The organism is Methanosarcina sp. DH1, from assembly GCF_020804205.1.
GTDB classification, from domain to species: Archaea; Halobacteriota; Methanosarcinia; order Methanosarcinales; family Methanosarcinaceae; genus Methanosarcina; species Methanosarcina vacuolata.
The window spans coordinates 126380-147535 of sequence record NZ_WJBJ01000006.1 but is presented as its reverse complement, the minus strand read 5'-3'; the positions used below and the strand labels follow the sequence as shown (position 1 = coordinate 147535).

Genomic DNA, 21156 nt, shown 5'->3' with positions numbered 1-21156 from the left:
TCATAATATAGAATCAACAATAAAACACATTCAGTATCTGAAAATGTTATCCCACTGCGTTTTTAACTGGTTTTACGTTTGACCGTTATAGGAATAACTCCGGCCTTCAACTCTTCAATAGCAAGATTAAGAGGGTCCAGCCGCCCGTCATCTTCAACAAGGACAGGAGCTCCCATTGCAATTTGCAATGCTCTTGCACCTATGATCCGTGCACGCTCGAACCGGGTATACTTTTCCTTGACCAACTGATCACCCTGAAATTTAAAAACGCTCCGATGAATTCCGATAATTAATAATCATGATAAGTTTGATATTTTACAGTACATGCCTTAAAACCAGCACCCTGAAACTAGGGATATGGGACCGCTGAGATTCGAACTCAGGTTCCGGCGTCCCGAACGCCGAAGGATGGACCAAGCTACCCTACGGTCCCTTTACTGGTACGGCGAAAGCACATCAACGAGTTCAACATGGCTTAAAAACATTCTGCGGCAGCAGTAGCGGGTGATTCCAAGATCATCCAATACCACGGCAGCGTTTTCGCCATCATTGACACGCCTTTTGTACTCATCCCAATAGTTTGAGATTACTTTTCCACATGAGAAACATCGGACTGGGATCATAGTCTTACCTGTAAGATTTCTGGTATTTAGCCCTTGCTCCGGGTCCACCAAAGTTCTTTGATTCTTTCTGCCTGGAATCGCTTACAAGTAAATTGCGGTCATAGCTTGCGAAGTTATCTCTGATGATTGTGTCATTTGTCCATTCCACAATACCTCTGGCAACTGCGGTCCTTACCGCATTAGCCTGTCCGATAATTCCGCCGCCCCTGACATCTACATTAATGTCAAGTCCGGAGACCACTTCATCTCCTGCGATTAGCAGGGGTTCTGAGATCTTCATCATTACAAGCTCTGGAGTATATAGCTCGAGAGGAATTTTGTTGATCCTGACCTTTCCGGTTCCTTTTGTGACTGTTGCACGTGCAGTTGCAGTCTTGTGCTTTCCAGATGAATTAACTACTTTGACCATGAGGACTCACCCTTTAATATTTTGAACCCATTTTCTGGCTCACTTCACCAAGTTCAATATATTTACTTGAACTTAGAAGCCTCATATCGGCATCTGCAATTGTGATTGCTTCAGTGTCCTTGAATTCAGAGGGAACACCTACATAGACCTTAAGCCTGGACATTGCGTCCCTGCCTCTTGCTCTCTTATGGGGCAGCATGCCACGGATAGTCCTCTTAAGGATGCGGTCCGGACGCTTCGGGAAGTAAGGTCCGAATTCCGTACTACCTCTCTCCCGGGTTTGCCGGTATTCTCTGAGGGTGGTCGCCCTTGAGCCAGAAATTACAGCTTTTTCAGCGTTTACAATATATATCTCTTCGTCTCCTGAAAGCAACTGTTTTGCAACTGTACTTGCAAGACGTCCTAGAATAAGCCCATTTGCATCGATAACCGTCATCTTCGACACCTCAGCGGAAAATCCGGATACCGGACCCTTTTGGATTTTCATCCATTATCTCTTCGAGACTCAGGCACTTGCCACCGGCTTCAGTGATCTTTTCAACTGCGGAGCCACTGAAGGTTAAAGCCGCAACAGTTACAGGGTGGTCAAGGAGACCTGCGCCCAGCACTTTTCCCGGAATAAGCAGAACATCGTCCTCTGCCGTGTGTCTGTTTATCTTACTTATATTCACAGCCGCATAGTTTCTGGACGGCATCTCAAGACGTCCCGCGATATCCTTCCAGATGGGGGCGGTATTTGTATTTGCCCTCTCCTTCAGGGTAAGAATCAGGGAAACGATTCTTGGATTTGTTTTTCTTGTCAGTTTTACCAGTGATCTTTTACCCAATGTATGTTCCTCCGCAAGATTTGTATAAACCTCACTCACGCGGAAAAAAATTCCCTATCGCGTTCGAACATCGCTATAGCTGCCCCTTTGGAACTTGAATCCAGAAGCAGCAAATTTAAAGAACAAGCGATTAGTCGGAATTGGTATGATGTGAATAACATTTCTAGTACATAAAGATTATGTGCATCATTAGTCCTATTTACAAGAATTCCAAATAATAATCTTCTTTTGTCTCTTATATTTTTTTGTTTATGTTTGCTTATAGTCTCAATCTTCGATTTACTCATTAATTATAATACTTGCTTTTGGAACTAACCTGGAAACTAACCTGTATAGATAGAATGTATTAGAAATAAATTCTATTTTTATAATATTAAACAAATTATACTATCTAGGGAATAATCAGTGTTTAGGGAATATAGGGAATAATCAGTGTTTAGGGAATATAGGGAATAATCAGTTTCAGGAAGGCGAGAAAATCTCGCATACAAATAGTATCTGATCTATAATCAGGCAATATCCGCTCTATAATCAGGCGGCAAACGAAGCTAGACTTCCTTATGAGTGTCACCAATATATTACTGCGCCTGGTACAAAATATGAAATAAGCAGGCAGAAAACCGCAGACAGGAATCCGCAGACAGAAATCCGCAGACAGGAAATAGGTGATATTATCATGCTGACAGTTATTCAATACCTTCTGGATAGATTAAAGCAACTGGGGATAAGGGACATTTTCGGCGTACCAGGGGACTTTGCATTTCCGATCAACAACGCCATCTGTGATGATAAAGAGCTTCGCTGGATAGGCTGCTGCAATGAACTGAACGCTGCTTATGCTGCTGACGGTTATGCTCGTATTAAAGGTATGTCGGCGCTATCTACTACTTTTGGTGTAGGTGAACTTTCCACACTATGCGGTATAGCAGGCTCTTATGCGGAGTACAATCTGGTATTCCATATTGTAGGAATGCCAAAAATACAGTCACAGAAGAGGCATGATATAGTGCATCACTCGCTGGGTGACGGAGAATCAAGTATATTTATGGAGATGGCTGCACCAGTAGTATGTGCAAGTACAATGCTTACTCCGGAAAACTGCGTTCAGGAAGTTGAGCGTGTTATCGAAACGGCTCTGGAGAACCACCGTCCTGTCTACATTGCAATACCTCATGACTATGTGAATGCAAATATTTCATCCTTTACGGCACCTGCAAGAAAACCTGTAAAAAGCGATCCTGTAACGCTTGAAGAGGTGGTCTCGATTATTGCAGGTAAACTCTCGAATGCAAAACAAGCCTGTATTATGCCGGGTTTTCTTGTTGACCGGTTTTGCCTCAAGGACCGGTCTATGGCTGTTATTAATGCTTCGGGCTTGCCTTATGTTACTATGGCTCTGGATAAGTCAGTGCTTGACGAGACTAATCCCTCCTACCTGGGATTATACATGGGACAACTTATCAATCCTGAAATCCGGGAATTTGTGGAATCCTGCGACTGTATCCTTACGATAGGCACTATCCTGTCTGATGTTAACACAGGCAAGTTCACGGCTAAGCTGGATAAGTCCCGAATCATCAATATCATGCCTTCAAGTGTCCATATAGGGTATACTGATTATATCAATGTAAAAATGCTTGATGTACTGGAGGGACTCTCCAGAAGGCTTAACAAGCGTACCGATATCAGTGGCCCTGTTGCAAGCCGTCCCGCCGTTCCCGAGGTAGAGGCTGAAGATCCAATAATGGCTGATTATTTATACGCGAAGTACGCGGAGTTCTTTAAGCTTGATGACATAATCATAGCTGACTCAAGCTCATCCTTCTATGGGTTATTGCCCCTACTTTTACCAGAAGGAACTAAGTTCGAGAACCAGATGCTCTGGGCAGCAATTGGCTGGGCTACTCCAGCTTCCTTTGGCACTTCACTGGCTGCACCTGACAGGCGAGTAATTCTTATTACTGGAGAAGGGTCACACCAGATGACTGTTCAGGAAATCAGCCAGTTTTATCGCCATGGTCTAAAGCCGATTATCTTCGTGCTGAATAATCACGGTTACCTGATAGAAAGAATGCTGTCTGAAAAATTAGATTACTGCTATAATGACCTTGCAGAATGGGAATATTATAAATTACCGGAGGTTCTCGGCTGCAATGATTGGATTACGAAAAAGGTTACTACCTGCGGGGACCTTGATAAGGTAATGAGAGAACTGGATAATGCTAAAACAGGCGCATACATAGAAATAGTTACACCGAAATTATCGGCTCCCTGGCTTATGGAAACGATTCACAAAAACTTGTAAACAATACAATTTACGTTTATTAAAGAGTTAGGGGAAGTTGTTCCCTCATACAACTTTTCTCCATATATTTGAATAATATTTAACTGCCTGATACATCTGCGATTTCCCTTCTTTTTAAGTAGTTTCAGATATCGGTTATCTTTTGTTGAGTAGTTTCAGATATCAGTTATCTTCTGTTGAGTAGTTTCAGATATCGGTTATCTTTTGTTGAGTAGTTTCAGATGTCGGTTATCTTCTGTTGAGTAGTTTCAGATATCGGTTATCTTCTGTTGAGTAGTTTTAGATATCGGTTATCCTCTGTTGAGTGGTTTCAGATATCGGTTATTTTCTGTTGAGTAGTTGCAGAAATCTATTAGTAAGATATGCCAAGTACCGACCTCGAAACCCTGTCATGAATCCCCGAAATGTCACATCCGCACTTTTTTGCTACAATAAGTGCCACGATCCGGATATCCACAAGATAGGAAAGCCTGTCCTGCATGAAATTAATCTCGGAAACCAATTTTTGCCGGCTTATCCCAATGTCTGCAGAGATAAATTCCAGAACCTGCTCAAAGGAAATTTCTTCTTTCACATGCACTTTTTCTTCAGAACTGTCTGGATTTTCAAGAAAATTCTCCGACGGTTTGAAAGCATGTGGAACCCGGATACTTTCCACATCAAAACCGGGTACAAGAACCCCGGCTTTGAGTATGAGGACACCTGTTTCAAGGGCTTTTTCCTTTACTTTTGAGGCAGTTTTCGGGGAAAACCATTTCAGGTCAAAAGCCAGAGAATACTCAAAATCCTTTTCTGAAAGAGAAGTTGCAAGAATTTTTTTAAAAGGAACGGAGACTACGCGTTTAAGTTCTTCCATCAACTGCACCCATAAAAATTGATATGGCACGGAGAGTTTAATTTGATATTGAGAGTATATATTTTAAGTGTATAATATTGTTGAGAGTATAATATTTTAAATGTATAATATTGTTGAGGTATACTGTTATTGAGAGTATAATCTTAGTGAAAAATGAATATTATTACGAATGTAATATAAACGTTTAAGATAAAGAAGTTTAAAACCAAGAAATTTAAGATAAAGACTCAAAAATTTAAAGTCTCCGGCTCAGGATTTTCTACCCTGAACTTCTGCCGGAGTAAAGTCTTCCTGAAAAGGAAAGTTTAGAGTGTCACAAGTTTTGCATCAAGGATTCCGTCGACTTTCCGGACTTCCTCAAGGATTGGGTCAGAAACTTCGGAGTCTATGTTAAGAACCATCATGGTTACGCCTCCGATTTCTGATCTGCCAACCTGCATGCCTGAGATATTGATTTCGTTTTTACCGAGTACCATGCAGCAAGGTCCGATAACGTTGGGCCTGTTGATGTGTTTGGCAAAAATCATACGGCCTGCAGGGAAGATATCTACTCTGTCATCATCGACTGCTACGATCTTTGGATCGTCTCCGACAACAGTGCCTGCGACCAGCTTTGTCTTGCCGTTGCTGCTAAGTTTGATACTGATAGTTGAAGAGTATTCCTCAGAAGATTCGGATTTACTTTCCACGACTGCAATCATTCTGGACTTTGCAAGAGTGGGGGCATTGACATAGTTAACTCCGGAACCGAGAGCCATTTCAAGCAGCCCTTTGAGAGCCGAGACTGTAAGAGGCCTTGTATCCTTTCCGGAAATCTCTCCATTATATCCAATTTCGACTTTTTCGTAGTTTCCATCTACGAGCTGCCCTGCAATCTTACCCATAATTTCCGAGAGCCTGATGTAAGGGGCAAGGACTGCCATAGCTTCCGGCTTTACTGAAGGGATATTGATTGCGTTCTTTGCAGATCCGCCTGTGAGGACAGACGCTACTTCCTTTGCAATATCTACTGCCACATTGACCTGAGCTTCCTGTGTAGAGGCACCAAGGTGAGGGGTTACTACAACGTTGTCAAAGTTCAGGAGAGGGCTGTCAAAAGGAGGCTCCTCAATGAAAACGTCTATTGCTGCACCGGCTATTTTTCCGCTTTCAAGAGCTTTTGCCAGAGCTTCTTCGTTGATAATGCCGCCGCGGGCACAGTTGAGAACCCTGGTTGTAGGCTTCATCAGGGCAAACTGCTCTTCATCAAGAATGTTTCTGGTTTCTTTAATAAGAGGAGTGTGCACTGTGATGTAGTCGGCTTCTTTTGCGATTTCATTAACTGTAGCTAGCTTGACACCAAGCTCAATAGCCCTCTTTTCAGAAACAAAAGGATCATACCCCATCAGGTTCATCTCAAGCCCTGAAGCCCTTTTTGCGACTTCGGAACCGATTCTTCCGAGACCTATGACTCCCAGGGTCTTACCTTTGACCTCGACACCTGTGAATTTGCTACGTTTCCATTCTCTGGCTTTCAGGGAAGCATTTGCCTGGGGAATGTTCCTGGACATTGCCATCATCATAGCAATTGTGTGCTCTGCTGCCGAAATCATATTGCCTTCGGGAGAGTTAGCAACAATAATGCCTTTCTTTGTAGCTGCATCCACATCCACATTGTCAATTCCGACCCCGGCTCTCCCGATAATTTTCAGGTTGTCGGCAGCTTCGATTATCTTCTGAGTAACATGGGTACCACTGCGTATTACAAGAGCATCGTAATCCTTAATTTTTTTCACCAGCTCCTCTTCGGAAAGCCCGGTGGAAACATCAACCGTAAAGTGTTCTTTTAGAATCTCCAAACCTTCATTGGAGAGTGAGTCGCTGACCAATACTTTCATGTCAATTTCTCCAATTAATACAATAAATATGAGATATTAAATTTTAACAGAGAATACCAATTAACCTAATCACACTTAAGCATTATCACACATATATAAGAGCTAATCCCTTCTAATTTTATCTATACCGCAGTTTTTCTTTCCCTGCATGATTCTCCCGCAGACCTTGTAAATCCTCTCTGGGTCCCCTACAGGCTTTGTCAATCCCGGCTCTGGTTTACCCTACAAGCTTTATTATCCCAATCTTAGGTTCGTAACACTGCCCGCCTTCAAGCAGGAAACGGATAACCTCTTCTACAACCTGCTCAGAAATGCCCCGGGATGCTGCAGCGTCTATAAAAGCTGCGTAATCAACTCCTTTGCTTCCATCCATTTCCTTAAGCAATTCAAGCACGAATTCTTTCTGGTCAGCTTTAGCATCTGTATTATTTTCAGAATCCAGATCAAGGGCTTTAAGACCTTCCCTGATGGAAGCCCGAAGTAGTTTTACAAATTCAGCAGGAGAGCGCTCCCTTTCAAGTGCAATTACAATCCCTTCCGTATTCTCGGAAGAAATGCCTTTCTCCAGAAGGTATTCCCGAAGTTTTTCTCCACGATATCCGTTGGTCAGAACGTCCGAAAAGGCTTCAAGTCTCTCAACAGTCTGTTCTGCGGTATCCACGACCCATCTGTTGCGGATTTCTTCATCCACTACATTTACCTCCTCAGCCCGAATAGAAACAAAAACCGATCCGGGTTCGGGTTCATAGGTCCTGGCTTTTCCTGTAAGGGCAATGAAAGCAGGAACCTGTACTGTTGACAAAAAGATCGAAGCCTCAGGCTGGTACTGCCCTGCATATACCGTAAAAGCCCCTGTAGGGTCAACTATTCTCGCTTTCCACATCTCGCTCTGTGTCCCGATGTTGTCAAGTTCTGTGACCACTCCAACCACGAAAACACGATTGAGTATAAGCCCCAGAGGGCTAATAAGCAGGTTTGGAGTTTTTGAATCTGCAGCTTCCGAGTCAGTACGTTCGGTTTTTTCAAGTTCTCTGCAGACTTCGAATTCTCTTGCAAAAACTCTTTTTGCGACCTCTCGTTTAAGCAAGTTCGATTCCTCCCCTGGAAACCTGTGAATTTTTATCCTGTCCGTCCTCCTCATCCGGCCCGAGCCTGCGAAGGAGTTCAACTACTCTCACTGCAAGATCCTCTTCAGGTACCCAGGCATTTTCAGCTACGAAAGAAATCCCAAATTCATTTTTTGAAGAGTTTCCGCGTACTGCAAGATAGCGGCCCGTAAGAAAACGCCTTAAATCTTCATAGACTGCGTCTTTTGAGACATCCGAGAACATTAGCTGTTCGGCTTCCTCAAGAGTTTTCCCATAGATGATTTCCGCAAGTTCCCTTGGAAACATAACTGACACAGAACCGGTTCCATCATCCATTATGGCTTTGATCCGCATGTCCCATACGCCTTCTACCTTCCCGTGCACTCTGCAATTTCCTTTCTGGATTACACGACTGCATTCAGGGCAGCGGGAGATAATTCCTGAACCGGGCCTGACTGAAACCAGGTTGCCTGCTACGGACACGTCAAACATGCTGTCTCTTGAATTTATCTCCTGAATTTTGATAGGCGCAGGATCTTTTGATGCGGATTCGAAGGTAAATGCAAGTTTTCCGACTTCGTCGGGCCCGATAGAAGAAACTTTTGTGCTGTTCAGGATATTTACTGATGGCATTCCTCTGAACATCCGCACCTGAGCTCCTTCGATTCGGATAATACTCCCTATATCTATTCCAGGCAGTTCGATCCAGGCCGTAAAAGGCATCCTGCCTGTCTCGTCCGCAAGCACGCCAGAGACCACTCTGGACTGGCGGCCCTTTACAAGGATTTCTCTGTATGAAAGCTGAAGCACGCAGGCTATTGTATCTACGGAAAAATCCACAGCTCCTATGTCAATTAACTTTTTTTTCTGGCTTGCTGAAAGTTCGGACAAAGGGGGGAGCAAAGAGTCCGAAATTTTCAACACAGGAGATTGTTCCCCTATAGAAAGCCTGATCCGGTTCTGCCAGATCCGGACATAGGCATTTTTGATGTTAATCACATCCCCAATTGAACCTGGCAGTTCCTTCCAGGAAGAAAACAGAACTGCCCCGGTTTCGTCCGCAAGAACTCCGGTATAAAGCCTGGAAGGTTTTTCCTGAGTTCCTGCCTGCGGGTGGATTGATTTTTCCCCGAGGTCCAGAATCCTGCCTGTAAGCTCAAAATTCTTAAGGTTGGCAGACAGATCTTTTACTTTCAAAACTTTCCTTTTTCCTCCAAACTTGCGGAGGATACTCTCTTTTGCGACATCAGGCGGGACACGAAAAGCAATGAGTTTCTCAAACTCTGCCCTGATGCCAGTCTTTTCAAGGTCTCCAAGCGCCCTGGTTAACTCTTGAAGGTGGGGCGCAATCTTCTCATCCATTTTTAGGCCTCCATTCGAGACAATTATAAAACAATAATTTCAGTTTAATATAAAACAATAATTTCAGTGTAATATCAGTGTAATATATAACAATAATTTCCGTGTAATATCAGATTTTACAGTATTTAAGACTTTAATTGAAGATTAATTTCTTTTATCAGAGGATATTGAACTATTATTTAAGGATAGCTGTTTATAATTTTTTATTCCCAAAGGTATATTAATTTAGGGATAAAATTACTTCCTTGACAAAGTATTGAGAGAGCTTTTTCCTAAAAACAATAAAAAACCTGGAAAAGGCAGGCTTTCTTTTTTCTAAAGAGTTAAAGCCTGATTAAAGAAAACGGTAGCTTCAAAATGTAAAGGAAGGACTAGTATGAGAAGAATAAAAAGACAGAATTTCAGAGCTTTTAAGCTGACAGCACTTGCGATTACTCTGGCAGTTCTCTTCACTTGCTCTGCCTCCTCGGCCGCTAATTTAAGGGTAAGTTCGGCAACTGAAGGAGACTATATTTCCATACAAGCCGCAATCGATGAAGCAGAAACCGGAGACACGATTTTTGTAAGCCCTGGAACCTATGTTGAAAATCTCAAAATAAATAAGCAAGTCTATATCTGGTCGGAATCCAGAAAGCCAGAGGAAACTGTGATAAGGGCAGCCGATCCCACGAAAAGCGCTGTTGAAATCAGTGTGGATAGGGCATCTTTTAGCGGGTTTGCCATTGGGGGTTCGGAAAAAGCAGGAATCTTGCTTACAGGAGTTAAAAGTTGTTACATTAACAACAATAGAGTTCAGGGAGCCGAATCTGGCATTCTTCTCAAAGGTTCTGACAGCAATACCATAAGCAATAATCTCATTACCCTTGACGAAAAAGGAATAAGACTCGAAAGCTCAAACTCAAATGATATCATTGATAATACAATTGCCTATAATTACGGTCCTGGAATTTCACTTGAGGCAAGCAGCAAGAATTATATCTATAATAATTACTTCAAAAACGCCGAAAATGTGGAAGAAAAAGCTGCAAACGCAGAAAATCTCTGGCAAAGCCCACTCAAAGCAAAACAGAATATTGTCCGGGGCCCTTACATAGGAGGGAACTTCTGGGCTGACCTTGAAGGTAAAGGTTACAGCGAAACCGGTGTGGACGAAAACAGCAATGGTATTTGCGATACCGCATATAACATCACAGGCGGAGGAACCGATAATTACCCGCTCTTCCCAAAAGTCCCAAATGCCGTTAAAGTCCTTGAAAGCAATCTGAATGCCAGTGCTTATGAGCAGGGCCTGGACGATATGGTAAAAGTAACCAGTTCCGAAACCACTGTAAACAAAACCGATGAAGCTGCAGAATCGGCAGCCAAAAATACTACCAATGAAAACGCTACTGATGAAAATGCTACCAATGAAGAGGGTTCAGGAGAAAAAGAATCGCCTGGTCCTGGGCTTGGAATTTTGGGGCTGACCATGGGAGCGGCTTATTTCCTGAAGCGGAACAGGTGAAGAAAATAGAAAAACTACTCTAAATTGGAAAAGGAATAAACATACTACTATAATATGTTAAGTTGGAACCAGGTTAAGAACAGGCAGAAGAATCCGAGAAAAAGTTGAGAGATAGTTAAGAAAAAGCTCAAGAAAAAGCCGAAAATAAATTAAGAAAACTTGAGAGAAAGTTGAGGGTATAATCGCGAAAAGGATAGCAGGTTTTATGGGGCAGCAACTATAAAATGTAAAAGAATAACCGTCCCAAATTCCTATGGATAAGGAACACAGGTTTATCTTTTCAAGATTTGATCCGTAAAGATGTGATCTGTAAAGATGTGATCTGTAAAGATTTGATCCGTAAAGATTTGCTCTGTAAAGATTTGCTCTGTAAAGATTTGCTCTGTAAAGATTTGATCCGTAAAGATTTGCTCTGTAAAGATTTGATCCGTAATCATATACCCTTTAGCTTTTCTCTTTTTCTCGCTCTCCCTTGTTCTTTATCTGGTGTTTTTGTCAGTAAACTGAACCTTCAGCAGTTTATGCGCTGGATTCTGTTTGTTAAGGAGGTTCAGTATCCAAAACTCCATTTCCATTTAATCGTTTTTCCTGTGCTTTTGTCAGTAAAGACAACATTTAAAGGGTTTTTTCTGAAAGTAGCGAGCCTTTGAAGTTTGCAACAGAAATTAGATGTTAATTAGATGTTATGTTGTGGCAGAACTTATAAACTGCCCGAATGCAGCAGGTTCTTTTCCCACCCTCACTGTAGCTGTAACTTTGTTTGTGGCTGTGTTAATTACAGAGACAGCTCCGCTTGTTTCTTTTGCCACATATGCCTTAGTCCCGTCCGGACTTAAAGCAATCCCTAATGGATAACTTCCTACAGTCGCTGTGGCTGTAACCTTGTTTGTAGCTGTGTTAATCACAGAAACAGTACCATCTCCATAGTTTGTCACATATACCTTTGTTCCGGCCGGGTTTACTGCAATTCCCCACGGGTATTTTCCTACAGTCACCGTGGCAGTAACCTTATTTTTTGTTGTGTCAATTACAGAAACGTCGTACTCGTTCGTCACATATACCTTTGTTCCCGCCGGATTAACTGCAACTCCTGTAGGGAGATTTCCTACCTTTATTGTGGCTGTAACAGTGTTTGTAGTTGTGTCAATTACAGAGACAGTGTTGTCGAGAGTGTTCGTCACATATACTTTTGTTCCTGCCGGGTTAACTGCAACTCCGCAAGGGTAATTTCCGACAGACACTGTAGCTGTAACTTTGTTGCTTGTAGTGTCAATTATAGAGACAGTTTTACTGCCTTCGTTTGCCACATATACCTTTGTTCCCGCCGGGTTAATTGCAACTCCCCAGGGCCTTTTTCCTACCCCCACTGTGGCTGCAACCTTGTTTGTTGCGGTGTTAATTACGGAGACAACACCACTTGCTTCTTTCGATACATATACCTTAGTTCCAGCGGGGTTGACTGCAACTCCATAAGGAGATTTTCCTACGTTTATCGTGGCTGTAACTTTGTTTGTTGTGATATCAATTACAGAGACAGTGGTGCTGCCGCTATTCGTAATGTAGGCGTATTTAGCGGTGCTTGAAGTATTTTGTGCAGTAGCTGTCGATGTAGTAGATAACATTAAAATTAAAAATAAAACAATGGCTGTTGAAGCTAAAGCTACTGAACAGAATTTTTTGTCCATTTTCATTGTCTTACTCCTTATGTTTCGTCCTGCATTCAGCAGGTAAATTCTTTTTCCAAACATTTTCATTGATAGCGTTTTTTTGGGAACTTGCATTCTATCCCACACTATGTTGCTGTAAAAATGACCTGATGTTTTTTTATGATGGCGCATGGGCCATATGTTAACACATGTTAAATACAGGGCAAATTAATAGGGTGTTTGAAAAGCGTTATTCTGATATCCTCTTCATTTCAATATTATAACCAAAAAACCCATAATAATTTTATTACATGTTTTGAAAGTTGAATTAGTGTCTTAATTTATTTTGTAAACTTGAGGAATTTTTTAAACTTCCAGTACATATATGAAACATATTTTTTCCCGTACAGTTTGAAGAGGATACCTATCCTAAAAAATATCCAAATTTAATGTCGATCTGCCGAATACTGGTTTTGTTGTTCTAAAACTCAGTTCCAAAATTTAGTCGTTTTTCTTTTTTGGTTTTGTAGAAAACCTATCTAAATCAGGTTCAATAGGCTCTGAACTAAATATATAAAAGCGTATCAGGTAATTCAATTTTAACAATTGAAAGTTCTTGACTTCAAAGGATTTCTACATAACCACGCTTTTTAATAAACAGATTGAACCGGAGTTTCTAAAATCATGAAAATCGGGATATAGCTATAGATAATCTGCAGGCCTAATAAAAAATTTATTAAGTACCGGAACCATGTAGTTCAATTTTAGCATCATCCCATCTTGAAATGGTCCACAGTCTGTACTTATATCGTTTCCACTTTTTCTTGAAGAATCATTATAGGGATTTTTGTTATATCGATTATTATTAGATTCTTCATGGCGGTAGATTATCTTTTTTGTTCCACGATTACAGATTTATTCTATATTTAGATTTTTTATATTAAAAAGTTTCTAATTCTTGTCTAAAAACTTCGTTTCAAGTTGCCATTTTTGTTTAATGTGTTGTTTGATGCGGTTTTATGCTGAAAGTTGAAGTTTCATCACTCAGAGTTTTATCACTCAGAGTTTTATCACTCAGAGTTTCATCACTCAGAGTTTCATCACTCAGAGTTTCATCACTCAGAGTTTCATCACTCAGAGTTTCATCAYTCAGAGTTTCATCACTCAGAGTTTCATCACTCAGAGTTTCATCACTCAGAGTTTTATCACTCAGAAAAAGATTAAGGTACAGGGAACAAGAAAACCTGGTATTAATTCTAAAACGGAATAAGAGAAAACAGAATTATGGTCTGTTTCAGTCACTCACTATGATTCTTCTGTTGTGACTGAAACAGACCTTTGCGTTTATTACGTTTAACCTTTACTTTTTTAGTGTTTTTTAATTTAAGGTTTATTTACTTTCAGAGTATGTCCCAGGTCGGGTATTTGTTGTCACTGTTATGTAATTTGTCTTCGTTACAGTATTGCCGCCTGCTACATTGCTTACTGTAAGTGTAACCTTATATTTTCCTTCCTGTAGATACTGATGTTCTGGATTCTGTTCTCTTGAAGTTGTCCCGTCTCCAAAACTCCATTTCCATCTGGTCGGTATTCCTGTACTTTTGTCCGTAAATTCGACGGTTAATGGTGCTTTTCCTGAGGTCGGAGATGCAGAGAATGCAGCAACTGGTTTTGTTACCACTTTTACATAATCTGTTTTTGTTAACGTATTACTGCCTTTAGCATTTGTTGCTGTAAGTTTAACAGTATAACTCCCTACTTTGGAATATTTATGYGTTGGATTCTGTTTGGTTGAAGTTGTTCCATCTCCAAAATCCCATTTCCATTTCGTTGGTGTTCCTGTACTTTCGTCAGTAAATTCGACGATTAATGGTGCTTTTCCTTCAGTGGGTTTTGCAGAAAAATTTGCGAAAGGACCTGGTGAGAGAGTGGCTATAAACTGTCCGAAAGCAACCGGACTACTTCCTACATCTACCGTAGCTGTAACAGTATTTGTTGCTGTGTCAATTTCCGAGACAGTGTAGCTGCCAGAGTTCGCAACATATACCTTTGTTCCATCTGGTATGAATGCAATTCCAATTGGAGAACTTCCTACAGGCACCGTGGCTGTAACAGTATTTGTAGCTGTGTCAATGACTGAGACAGTATCACTGCCAAAGTTCGTAACATATACCTTTGTTCCAGACGGGTTGACAGCAACTTCCCAGGGCAAGATTTCTACAGTTACCGTATCTGTAACAGTATTTGTTGCTGTGTCAATAACAGAGACAGTGTCATAGTTCGTCACATATGCCTTTGTTCCATCCGGGGTTATTGCAACTCCACTAGGGTCATCTCCTACAGACACAGTGGCTGTAACTGTATTTGTTGCAGTATCAATTACAGAAACAGTGCTGTCATATTCGTTTACCACATATGCTTTTGTTCCATCCGGGCTGACTGTAACTCCCAGGGGACCGGATCCTACAGACACTGTGGCTGTAATAGTATTTGTTGCTGCGTCAATTACGGAGACAGTGTTACTACCCAGGTTTGTCACATATACCTTTGTTCCTGCCGGATTGACTGCAACTCCTTCAGGGATGATTCCTACAGGCACTGTGGCTGTAACAGTATTTGTAGCTATGTCAATTACGGAGACAGTTCCTTCACCGGTAGCGATATGCTCTTCTGTTTTTGTACTTAATGCCGATTTTGTGGCAATTTGTTCTGAAATGGCACTATCATAATTCTCTTCATATAAGTTCGTCACATATGCTTTTGTTCTTGCCGAGTTGACTGCAACTCCAAATGGGTTGGACCCTACATCCACCGTTGCTTTTACAGTGTTTGTAGCTGTGTCAATTACAGAGACACTGTTGCTGTACCGGTTCGTAATATATGCACATGGAGCCGTTGTCGAAGCACTTTGCACAGTAGCTGCCGATACTGTAGAAGAAATGAGAATTAAAAATAAAATTAGAGCTGCTGATGCTAAAAATACTGAATGCAATTTTTTGTCAGTTTTCATTATTCTACTCCATCATCTCTCACTTATAGGACTTACGCACTTGAAGAACAAAATCAATTACATCAACGACTGTTGATTAAAATCACGTTTTAGACAGTTAGCCGCCTGATGCGCTTGATTTTTCAGTTCAACTGCGTAAGTCCGAACTTATTTTTCAATTATAAAATGTGAGTTACTCCCATAGTCTACATTTTTAAACTTTTTCATTGAATCTAAGCTTTATACAAATATTTGATTTTAGCTGATTTGTTTTGGGAAGAAGTATAGGGTCTCAGTAAATTTGTGCAGATAGCCGAGGTTTTTCTGCATAAAATAGTAAAAGGAAAGCATTTAAGGAAAGCATTAAGCGTTTCAAATGAACTTGTAAAATTATATTGTAATATCCAGTTATTCTAATCACAACTAGGTGGGTGACTCTGAAATATGGTCAAATAAGGCTAAAGGGTTAATTTTGTCAGGTTTGATTAATTATTCGCATTACCCCTTAGCCTTTACTTTTTGTTGTTTTTTAATTTAGGGTTTATTCACTTTCAGAGTATATTCCCGGTCTTGTATTTGTTGTCACTGTTATGTAATTTGTTTTTGTTATAGTATTGCCGCCTGCCACATTGCTTACTGTAAGTGTAACCTTATATTTTCCTTCCTGTAAATACTGATGTTCTGGGTTCTGCTCCCTTGAAATTGTCCCGTCTCCAAAACTCCATTTCCATCTGGTCGGTATTCCTGTACTTTCGTCAGTAAATTTAACGTTTAATGGAGCTTTTCCTGAGGTAGGTGTCGCAGAAAATGCAGCAACTGGTTTTGTTACCACTTTTATATAATCTGCTTTTGTTATTGTGTTGCCACCTTTAGCATTTGTAGCTGTAAGTTTAACAGTATAACTCCCTATTTTGGAATATTTATGCTTCGGATTCTGCTGGGTTGAAGTTGCTCCATCTCCAAAATCCCATTTCCATTTGGTCGGATCTCCTGTACTGGTGTCAGTAAAAGCAACCGTTAATGGTGCTTTCCCTTTGGTGGGTTTTGCAGAAAAGTTTGCGAAAGGAGCTGGTTTCCGCGGACATATAAACTGCCCGAAAGCAGCTGGAGATTCTCCTACGTCAACAGTAGCTATAATATTATTTGTTGCTGCGTCAATTACAGAGACGGTATTACTGCCTTGATTGGCCACATATACCTTTGTTCCATCCAGATTGGTCGCAACTCCGTAAGGGCCACCCCCTACAAAAACGGTGGCTGTAACAGTATTTGTGGCAGTGTCAATTACAGAAAGAGTGCCGTCATTGTAGTTCGTCACATATGCTTTTGTTCCCGCCGGGTTGACCGCAGTTCCCAAGGTCCAGCCTCCTACAGGCACAGTGGCTGTCACCGTGTTTGTTGCAGTGTCAATTACAGAAACAGTGCTGCTGCCGGCGTTCGATACATATACCTTAGCTCCATCCGGTGTGATTGCAACTCCAAAAGGATAGTCTCCTACAGGCACAGTGGCTGTAACAGTATTTGTGGCAGTGTCAATTATAGAGACGTCACTACCGTATAAATTTGTCACATATGCCTTTTTTCCATCCGGTGTGACTACAACTCCTGTGGGCCCGCTTCCTACGTTCACCATGGCTGTAACAGTATTTGTTGCGGTGTCAATTACAGAGACAATATCACTGCCACGATTCGCTACATATGCCTTTGTTCCATCCGGGGTTATTGCAACTCCAACTGGGGAGCTTTCAACAGGCACCGTGGCTATAAGAGTATTTGTAGCTGCGTCGATTACGGAGACAGTCCCTTCACCGGTCTCCACATGTTCGTCTGTTCCTTTTACTAACATTAATTTTGGATTAATTAAGGTTGAGAGAGTATTTTCATAGTTATCCAGATAAAAGTTCGCCACATATACCCTTGTCCCCTCCGGGTTGACCGCAACTCCAGCAGGGTGGTTTCCTGCAGGTACGGTAGCTGTGACAGTGTTTGTGTCTGTGTCAATTATGGAAACACTACTACCGAATTCGTTTGTAATATACGCGTACGTCCCTGTAGACGAAGCACTTTGCTCACCATCGGCCGATGCTGCAGATGAAACGAGAACTAAAAACAAAGTTAAAGCTAACGATATTAAGGTTATTGAATGTAATTTTTTGTTAAGTTTCATTTATCCTACTCCTTTATCTTTCGTCACCTTTACGTTTTTAATGTGCCGTTTGTCCTTACATGTATGGGGTCATTTTGCTAATGGCTGGTTGCAAAAATATGTTTGCTGAAAAGTAAAAAATTTGCCTAATTTACCCAAAATAGTAATATTTTGTCCTTATATAAAGCACTTTCCAAAATTATTATATTACTATTATTATTAATTATTTGATCTGTAAAAACTACTTCAATACCAACGTTTCCTCAATGTTTTTCATTAAAACAGTTCATGTTTTAGTATTATTGGTTTTATTCCTACATCAAAAAGAGTTTCTAAATTATTTTTTAGAGTCAAAAGTCCTATTGAGAATCCAGAATATGATATTCTGAGACTAAATATTGAGTTTTGGGATCAGCTCATTATGTAAGGAAGAGACTGGTTGAAGCCGATCAGCATAGAAATACCTGGTATTTCAGCACAAAAACATGATACGAAAACATTGAGAATTTCAAATTAGCTAAAAAAGTTAAGAAATTAGATCTTGGGAGCCAGTTATTGAAAAACTGCAAGTATGAAGATGGCTCTCAAATATTGTAAAACAAGGTCAAAGGGCGTGTTTATCATATATTATCAATGATACCATCACTGCCCTTTCTCCTTGATCTTTTTCTTTTTCCAATTCAGTTTTTATTTACTTTAAGAGTATAACTGGTTTTGTTATAACTTTTATCTAATTTTTATATAATTTTTATATATCTTGTTTTTGTTATCACGCTACGTCCTGCAGCATTCTTTACTGTTAAGCTAACAGTATAGACCCCTGCCTTCGAATACTTATGAACTGGATTCTGAAGGTATGACTTTGATCCATCTCCAAAGTTCCAGTACCATGACACAGGTATTCCTGTGCTTTTGTCAGTAAATTTAACGTTTAATGGTGCTTTTCCGGAAGTGGGAGATGCAGAGAATGAAGCAACGGGTTTTGATATCACTTTTATATATCCGGTTTTTGTTACCGTGCCACGTCCTGCAGAATTCTTTACTATTAAGCTAACAGTATAGGTCCCTGCCTTCGAATACTTATGAACCGGATTCTGAAGGTATGACTTTGATCCATCTCCAAAGTTCCAGTACCATGAAGCAGGTATTCCTGTGCTTGTGTCAGTAAATTTAACGTTTAATGGTGCTTTTCCTGAGGTAGGAGATGCAGAGAATGCAGCAACAGGTTTTGTTATAACCTTTATATATCCAGTTTTTGTTACCGTGCTACGTCCCGCAGCATTCTTTACTATTAAACTAACATTATAGACTCCTGCTTTCGAATACTTATGAACCGGATTCTGAAGATATGACTTTGATCCATCTCCAAAGTTCCAGAACCAGGAAGTTGGGGAGCCAGTGCTTGTATCAGTAAATTTAACATTTAATGGTGTTTTTCCGGATGTGGGAGATCCAGAGAATGCAGCAACTGGTTTTGTTACAACTTTTATATAATCTTCTTTTGTTAACGTATTACTGCCTTTAGCATTTGTTGCTGTAAGTTTAACAGTATAACTCCCTACTTTGGAATATTTATGTGTTGGATTCTGTTTGGTTGAAGTTGTTCCATCTCCAAAATCCCATTTCCATTTCGTTGGTGTTCCTGTACTTTCGTCAGTAAATTCGACGATTAATGGTGCTTTTCCTGAGGTTGGAGATGCAGAGAAGGAAGCAGTTGGCAGGTTTGAACTGGTGAGAGTACCCATGTAGACATTGGGTTTTTCATTTTCCCAATCCGACCACACTATCTTATCACCATAGAAATCAAATCCTAGACTAATTGATGTGCGATTAGTATGAGTTTCCTCCTGAGTTGAGAGGTTATACATGTAAATACTATCATAATCCAACCACACTATCCTGTCCTTGGAGATTGTAGGACTATAATAAAATGCTGAATCGCTGGTGGCGATTTGAGTTTCCTTCTTAGTGGAAAGATCATACATGTAGATGGAGGAGTAATATTCATCTTCATGGTGCTCATCTGCCCACACTATAATGTTATTGTCAATATCAGGACTGAATGCTGAATCGCTGCTGGAAATCCGAGTTACCTTCTGAGTGGAGATATCGTACATTATGATATTACTCGGGCGTCCCTCCAGATCAGATGTACACACTATTATGTTACCGAAAAAAGCAGGATTGTTTATTGGCATATCGTCGATATGAGTTTCCTTCTGAGTGGAGATGTCATAAATGCAATAATCATATGTGCGACCATACAGTATCCTGTTGCCGGAGATACACGGTCCGAAGCCAAAAAAGGAATCAAAAAATATTGTTCTATTGGTTATCCGAATCTCCTTGTGAGTTGAGAGATCGTACATGTATACATCAGATTCTTCCTCTAAAGAGTCACGGTACCCATTACGCCAGTCCCTCCATACTATCCTGTCACCATATATAGAAGGACCCCCTGCTGATCCACTGGTAGTAATTTGAGTTTCCTTCTGAGTGGATATATTGTACATGTAAATATTGAAGGGTCCATCATCTCGGTTACCATTACGCCAGTCCCTCCATACTATCCTGTCACCATATATAGAAGGACTCTCTGCTGATCCACTGGTGGTTATCTGAGTTTCATTGATAGTGAGCGAAGCGCCTTGCTCAGTAACCGCCGATGCAGTAGATGGAAACAGAATTAAAAATAAAATCAGAAATGCTGATGCGAAGGTCACTGAATACGATTTTTTGTTAACTTTCAATTATCCTCCTCCTTAATCTTTAATTTAATTTTCATATAAAAAATGTTAATAATTTAGAGATATCTACATTTTTAAACTTTGTTATTTAAATAAAAAATTTAAGAAAATGTGTAATTTTAAAAAATTTGTTTTGAGAAGAAGAATAAGTTTACAGTAAATCCGTATATAAATAGCAAAATTTTTCGGTATAAAAAAGGTAAAAGAAAAAATTTTGAAAATTTCAAATTAGCTTTAAAAGTTAAGAAATTATATCTTGGAACTCAGTTATTGAAAACTGCGAGTATGAGGATGGCTCTCAAATATTATTAAACAAGATCAAAGGGAGTGTTTATCATATATTATATATCCCTATATTATATATCCCATCACTACCCTTTCTCCTTGATCTTTTTCTTTTTCCAATTCAGTTTTTATTTACTTTCGGAGTATAACTGGTTTTGTTATAATTTTTATATAATTTTTATATAATTTTTATATATCTGGTGTTTGTTATCACGCTACGTCCTGCAGCATTCTTTACTGTTAAGCTAACAGTATAGACCCCTGCCTTCGAATACTTATGAACCGGATTCTGAAGGTATGACTTTGATCCATCTCCAAAGTTCCAGTACCATGAAGCAGGTATTCCTGTGCTTTTGTCAGTAAATTTAACGTTTAATGGTGCTTTTCCGGAGGTAGGAGATGCAGAGAATGAAGCAACTGGTTTTGATATCACTTTTATATATCCTGTTTTTGTTACCGTGCCACGTCCTGCAGAATTCTTTACTATTAAGC

16 protein-coding genes and 1 tRNA gene are annotated in these 21156 nt (G+C 40.3%); 2 read left to right on the top strand and 15 right to left on the bottom strand.

Annotation, left to right across the window (positions count from 1 at the left end):
* Positions 1–62: 62 nt before the first annotated feature.
* The 6 genes from FXW07_RS04245 to FXW07_RS04220 all read right to left on the bottom strand — a co-directional run bounded on the left by FXW07_RS04245 (position 63) and on the right by FXW07_RS04220 (position 1859).
* Positions 63–245 (bottom strand): DNA-directed RNA polymerase subunit K, encoded by a 183-nt coding sequence (locus FXW07_RS04245; RefSeq protein WP_048108139.1) that lies wholly within the window; start codon positions 243–245, stop codon positions 63–65.
* Positions 246–358: 113 nt separating this feature from the next.
* Positions 359–433: transfer RNA gene (locus FXW07_RS04240), tRNA-Pro, on the bottom strand.
* Position 434: 1 nt separating this feature from the next.
* Positions 435–623: a DNA-directed RNA polymerase subunit N gene (locus tag FXW07_RS04235; protein WP_048117805.1), complete on the bottom strand. Its 189-nt coding sequence runs from the start codon at positions 621–623 to the stop codon at positions 435–437.
* A gap of 4 nt (positions 624–627) precedes the next feature.
* Positions 628–1032 (bottom strand): 30S ribosomal protein S9, encoded by a 405-nt coding sequence (locus FXW07_RS04230; protein ID WP_048117809.1) that lies wholly within the window; start codon positions 1030–1032, stop codon positions 628–630.
* Positions 1033–1045: 13 nt separating this feature from the next.
* Entirely contained in the window at positions 1046–1468 is a 423-nt protein-coding gene (locus tag FXW07_RS04225; RefSeq protein ID WP_229394337.1) for a 50S ribosomal protein L13, read from the bottom strand.
* 10 nt (positions 1469–1478) lie between these two features.
* Complete coding sequence (locus tag FXW07_RS04220) at positions 1479–1859, bottom strand: 50S ribosomal protein L18e (protein WP_048123592.1); 381 nt, start codon at positions 1857–1859, stop codon at positions 1479–1481.
* 676 nt (positions 1860–2535) lie between these two features.
* Between FXW07_RS04220 and FXW07_RS04215 the strand changes: the two genes are divergently transcribed.
* A complete protein-coding gene (locus FXW07_RS04215) occupies positions 2536–4164 on the top strand; it encodes an alpha-keto acid decarboxylase family protein (protein ID WP_229394128.1) in 1629 nt (542 codons plus the stop codon).
* A 352-nt stretch (positions 4165–4516) separates the two neighbouring features.
* On the opposite strand, the gene FXW07_RS04210 is transcribed toward FXW07_RS04215, so the two are convergent.
* The 4 genes from FXW07_RS04210 to FXW07_RS04195 form a co-directional block, all read right to left on the bottom strand.
* Positions 4517–5020 (bottom strand): DUF2240 family protein, encoded by a 504-nt coding sequence (locus FXW07_RS04210; protein WP_229394117.1) that lies wholly within the window; start codon positions 5018–5020, stop codon positions 4517–4519.
* Between the two features lie 305 nt (positions 5021–5325).
* On the bottom strand, positions 5326–6897 hold the full coding sequence (serA, locus tag FXW07_RS04205) for a phosphoglycerate dehydrogenase (protein ID WP_229394108.1): 1572 nt from the start codon (positions 6895–6897) through the stop codon (positions 5326–5328).
* 217 nt (positions 6898–7114) lie between these two features.
* The gene (locus tag FXW07_RS04200; protein ID WP_229394106.1) at positions 7115–7984 is read right to left on the bottom strand and encodes a DNA-binding protein; all 870 of its coding nucleotides are present in this window, start codon (positions 7982–7984) and stop codon (positions 7115–7117) included.
* Positions 7977–9347: a Single-stranded DNA binding protein gene (locus tag FXW07_RS04195; RefSeq protein ID WP_048117834.1), complete on the bottom strand. Its 1371-nt coding sequence runs from the start codon at positions 9345–9347 to the stop codon at positions 7977–7979. Before FXW07_RS04195 ends, FXW07_RS04200 begins: the two co-directional genes overlap by 8 nt.
* Before the next feature lie 376 nt (positions 9348–9723).
* Here FXW07_RS04195 and FXW07_RS04190 point away from each other — a divergent pair, with 376 nt between their 5' ends.
* Positions 9724–10851 carry a NosD domain-containing protein gene (locus FXW07_RS04190; RefSeq protein WP_229394104.1) on the top strand — a complete coding sequence of 376 codons (1128 nt, stop codon included), beginning with the start codon at positions 9724–9726 and terminating at the stop codon, positions 10849–10851.
* Positions 10852–11534: 683 nt separating this feature from the next.
* Here the strand turns inward: FXW07_RS04190 and FXW07_RS04185 are convergent.
* From FXW07_RS04185 to FXW07_RS04165, 5 genes are all read right to left on the bottom strand, one after another.
* Positions 11535–12542 carry a YncE family protein gene (locus tag FXW07_RS04185; protein ID WP_229394102.1) on the bottom strand — a complete coding sequence of 336 codons (1008 nt, stop codon included), beginning with the start codon at positions 12540–12542 and terminating at the stop codon, positions 11535–11537.
* A gap of 1345 nt (positions 12543–13887) precedes the next feature.
* Positions 13888–15507 carry a PKD domain-containing protein gene (locus FXW07_RS04180; RefSeq protein ID WP_229394099.1) on the bottom strand — a complete coding sequence of 540 codons (1620 nt, stop codon included), beginning with the start codon at positions 15505–15507 and terminating at the stop codon, positions 13888–13890.
* Between the two features lie 520 nt (positions 15508–16027).
* Positions 16028–17653: a PKD domain-containing protein gene (locus FXW07_RS04175; RefSeq protein WP_229394075.1), complete on the bottom strand. Its 1626-nt coding sequence runs from the start codon at positions 17651–17653 to the stop codon at positions 16028–16030.
* Between the two features lie 716 nt (positions 17654–18369).
* Positions 18370–20382 carry a PKD domain-containing protein gene (locus FXW07_RS04170; RefSeq protein ID WP_229394064.1) on the bottom strand — a complete coding sequence of 671 codons (2013 nt, stop codon included), beginning with the start codon at positions 20380–20382 and terminating at the stop codon, positions 18370–18372.
* Positions 20383–20842: 460 nt separating this feature from the next.
* A partial coding sequence (locus tag FXW07_RS04165) for a PKD domain-containing protein (RefSeq protein WP_229394055.1) occupies positions 20843–21156 on the bottom strand: 314 nt, incomplete at its 5' end.

Coding starts and splice junctions, on each gene's coding strand:
- FXW07_RS04235 (WP_048117805.1), bottom strand. CDS start 623: ATGATCCCAGTCCGATGTTTCTCATGTGGAAAAGTAATCTCAAACTAT.
- FXW07_RS04230 (WP_048117809.1), bottom strand. CDS start 1,032: ATGGTCAAAGTAGTTAATTCATCTGGAAAGCACAAGACTGCAACTGCA.
- FXW07_RS04225 (WP_229394337.1), bottom strand. CDS start 1,468: ATGACGGTTATCGATGCAAATGGGCTTATTCTAGGACGTCTTGCAAGT.
- FXW07_RS04215 (WP_229394128.1), top strand. CDS start 2,536: ATGCTGACAGTTATTCAATACCTTCTGGATAGATTAAAGCAACTGGGG.
- FXW07_RS04210 (WP_229394117.1), bottom strand. CDS start 5,020: ATGGAAGAACTTAAACGCGTAGTCTCCGTTCCTTTTAAAAAAATTCTT.
- serA (WP_229394108.1), bottom strand. CDS start 6,897: ATGAAAGTATTGGTCAGCGACTCACTCTCCAATGAAGGTTTGGAGATT.
- FXW07_RS04195 (WP_048117834.1), bottom strand. CDS start 9,347: ATGGATGAGAAGATTGCGCCCCACCTTCAAGAGTTAACCAGGGCGCTT.
- FXW07_RS04190 (WP_229394104.1), top strand. CDS start 9,724: ATGAGAAGAATAAAAAGACAGAATTTCAGAGCTTTTAAGCTGACAGCA.
- FXW07_RS04185 (WP_229394102.1), bottom strand. CDS start 12,542: ATGAAAATGGACAAAAAATTCTGTTCAGTAGCTTTAGCTTCAACAGCC.
- FXW07_RS04175 (WP_229394075.1), bottom strand. CDS start 17,653: ATGAAACTTAACAAAAAATTACATTCAATAACCTTAATATCGTTAGCT.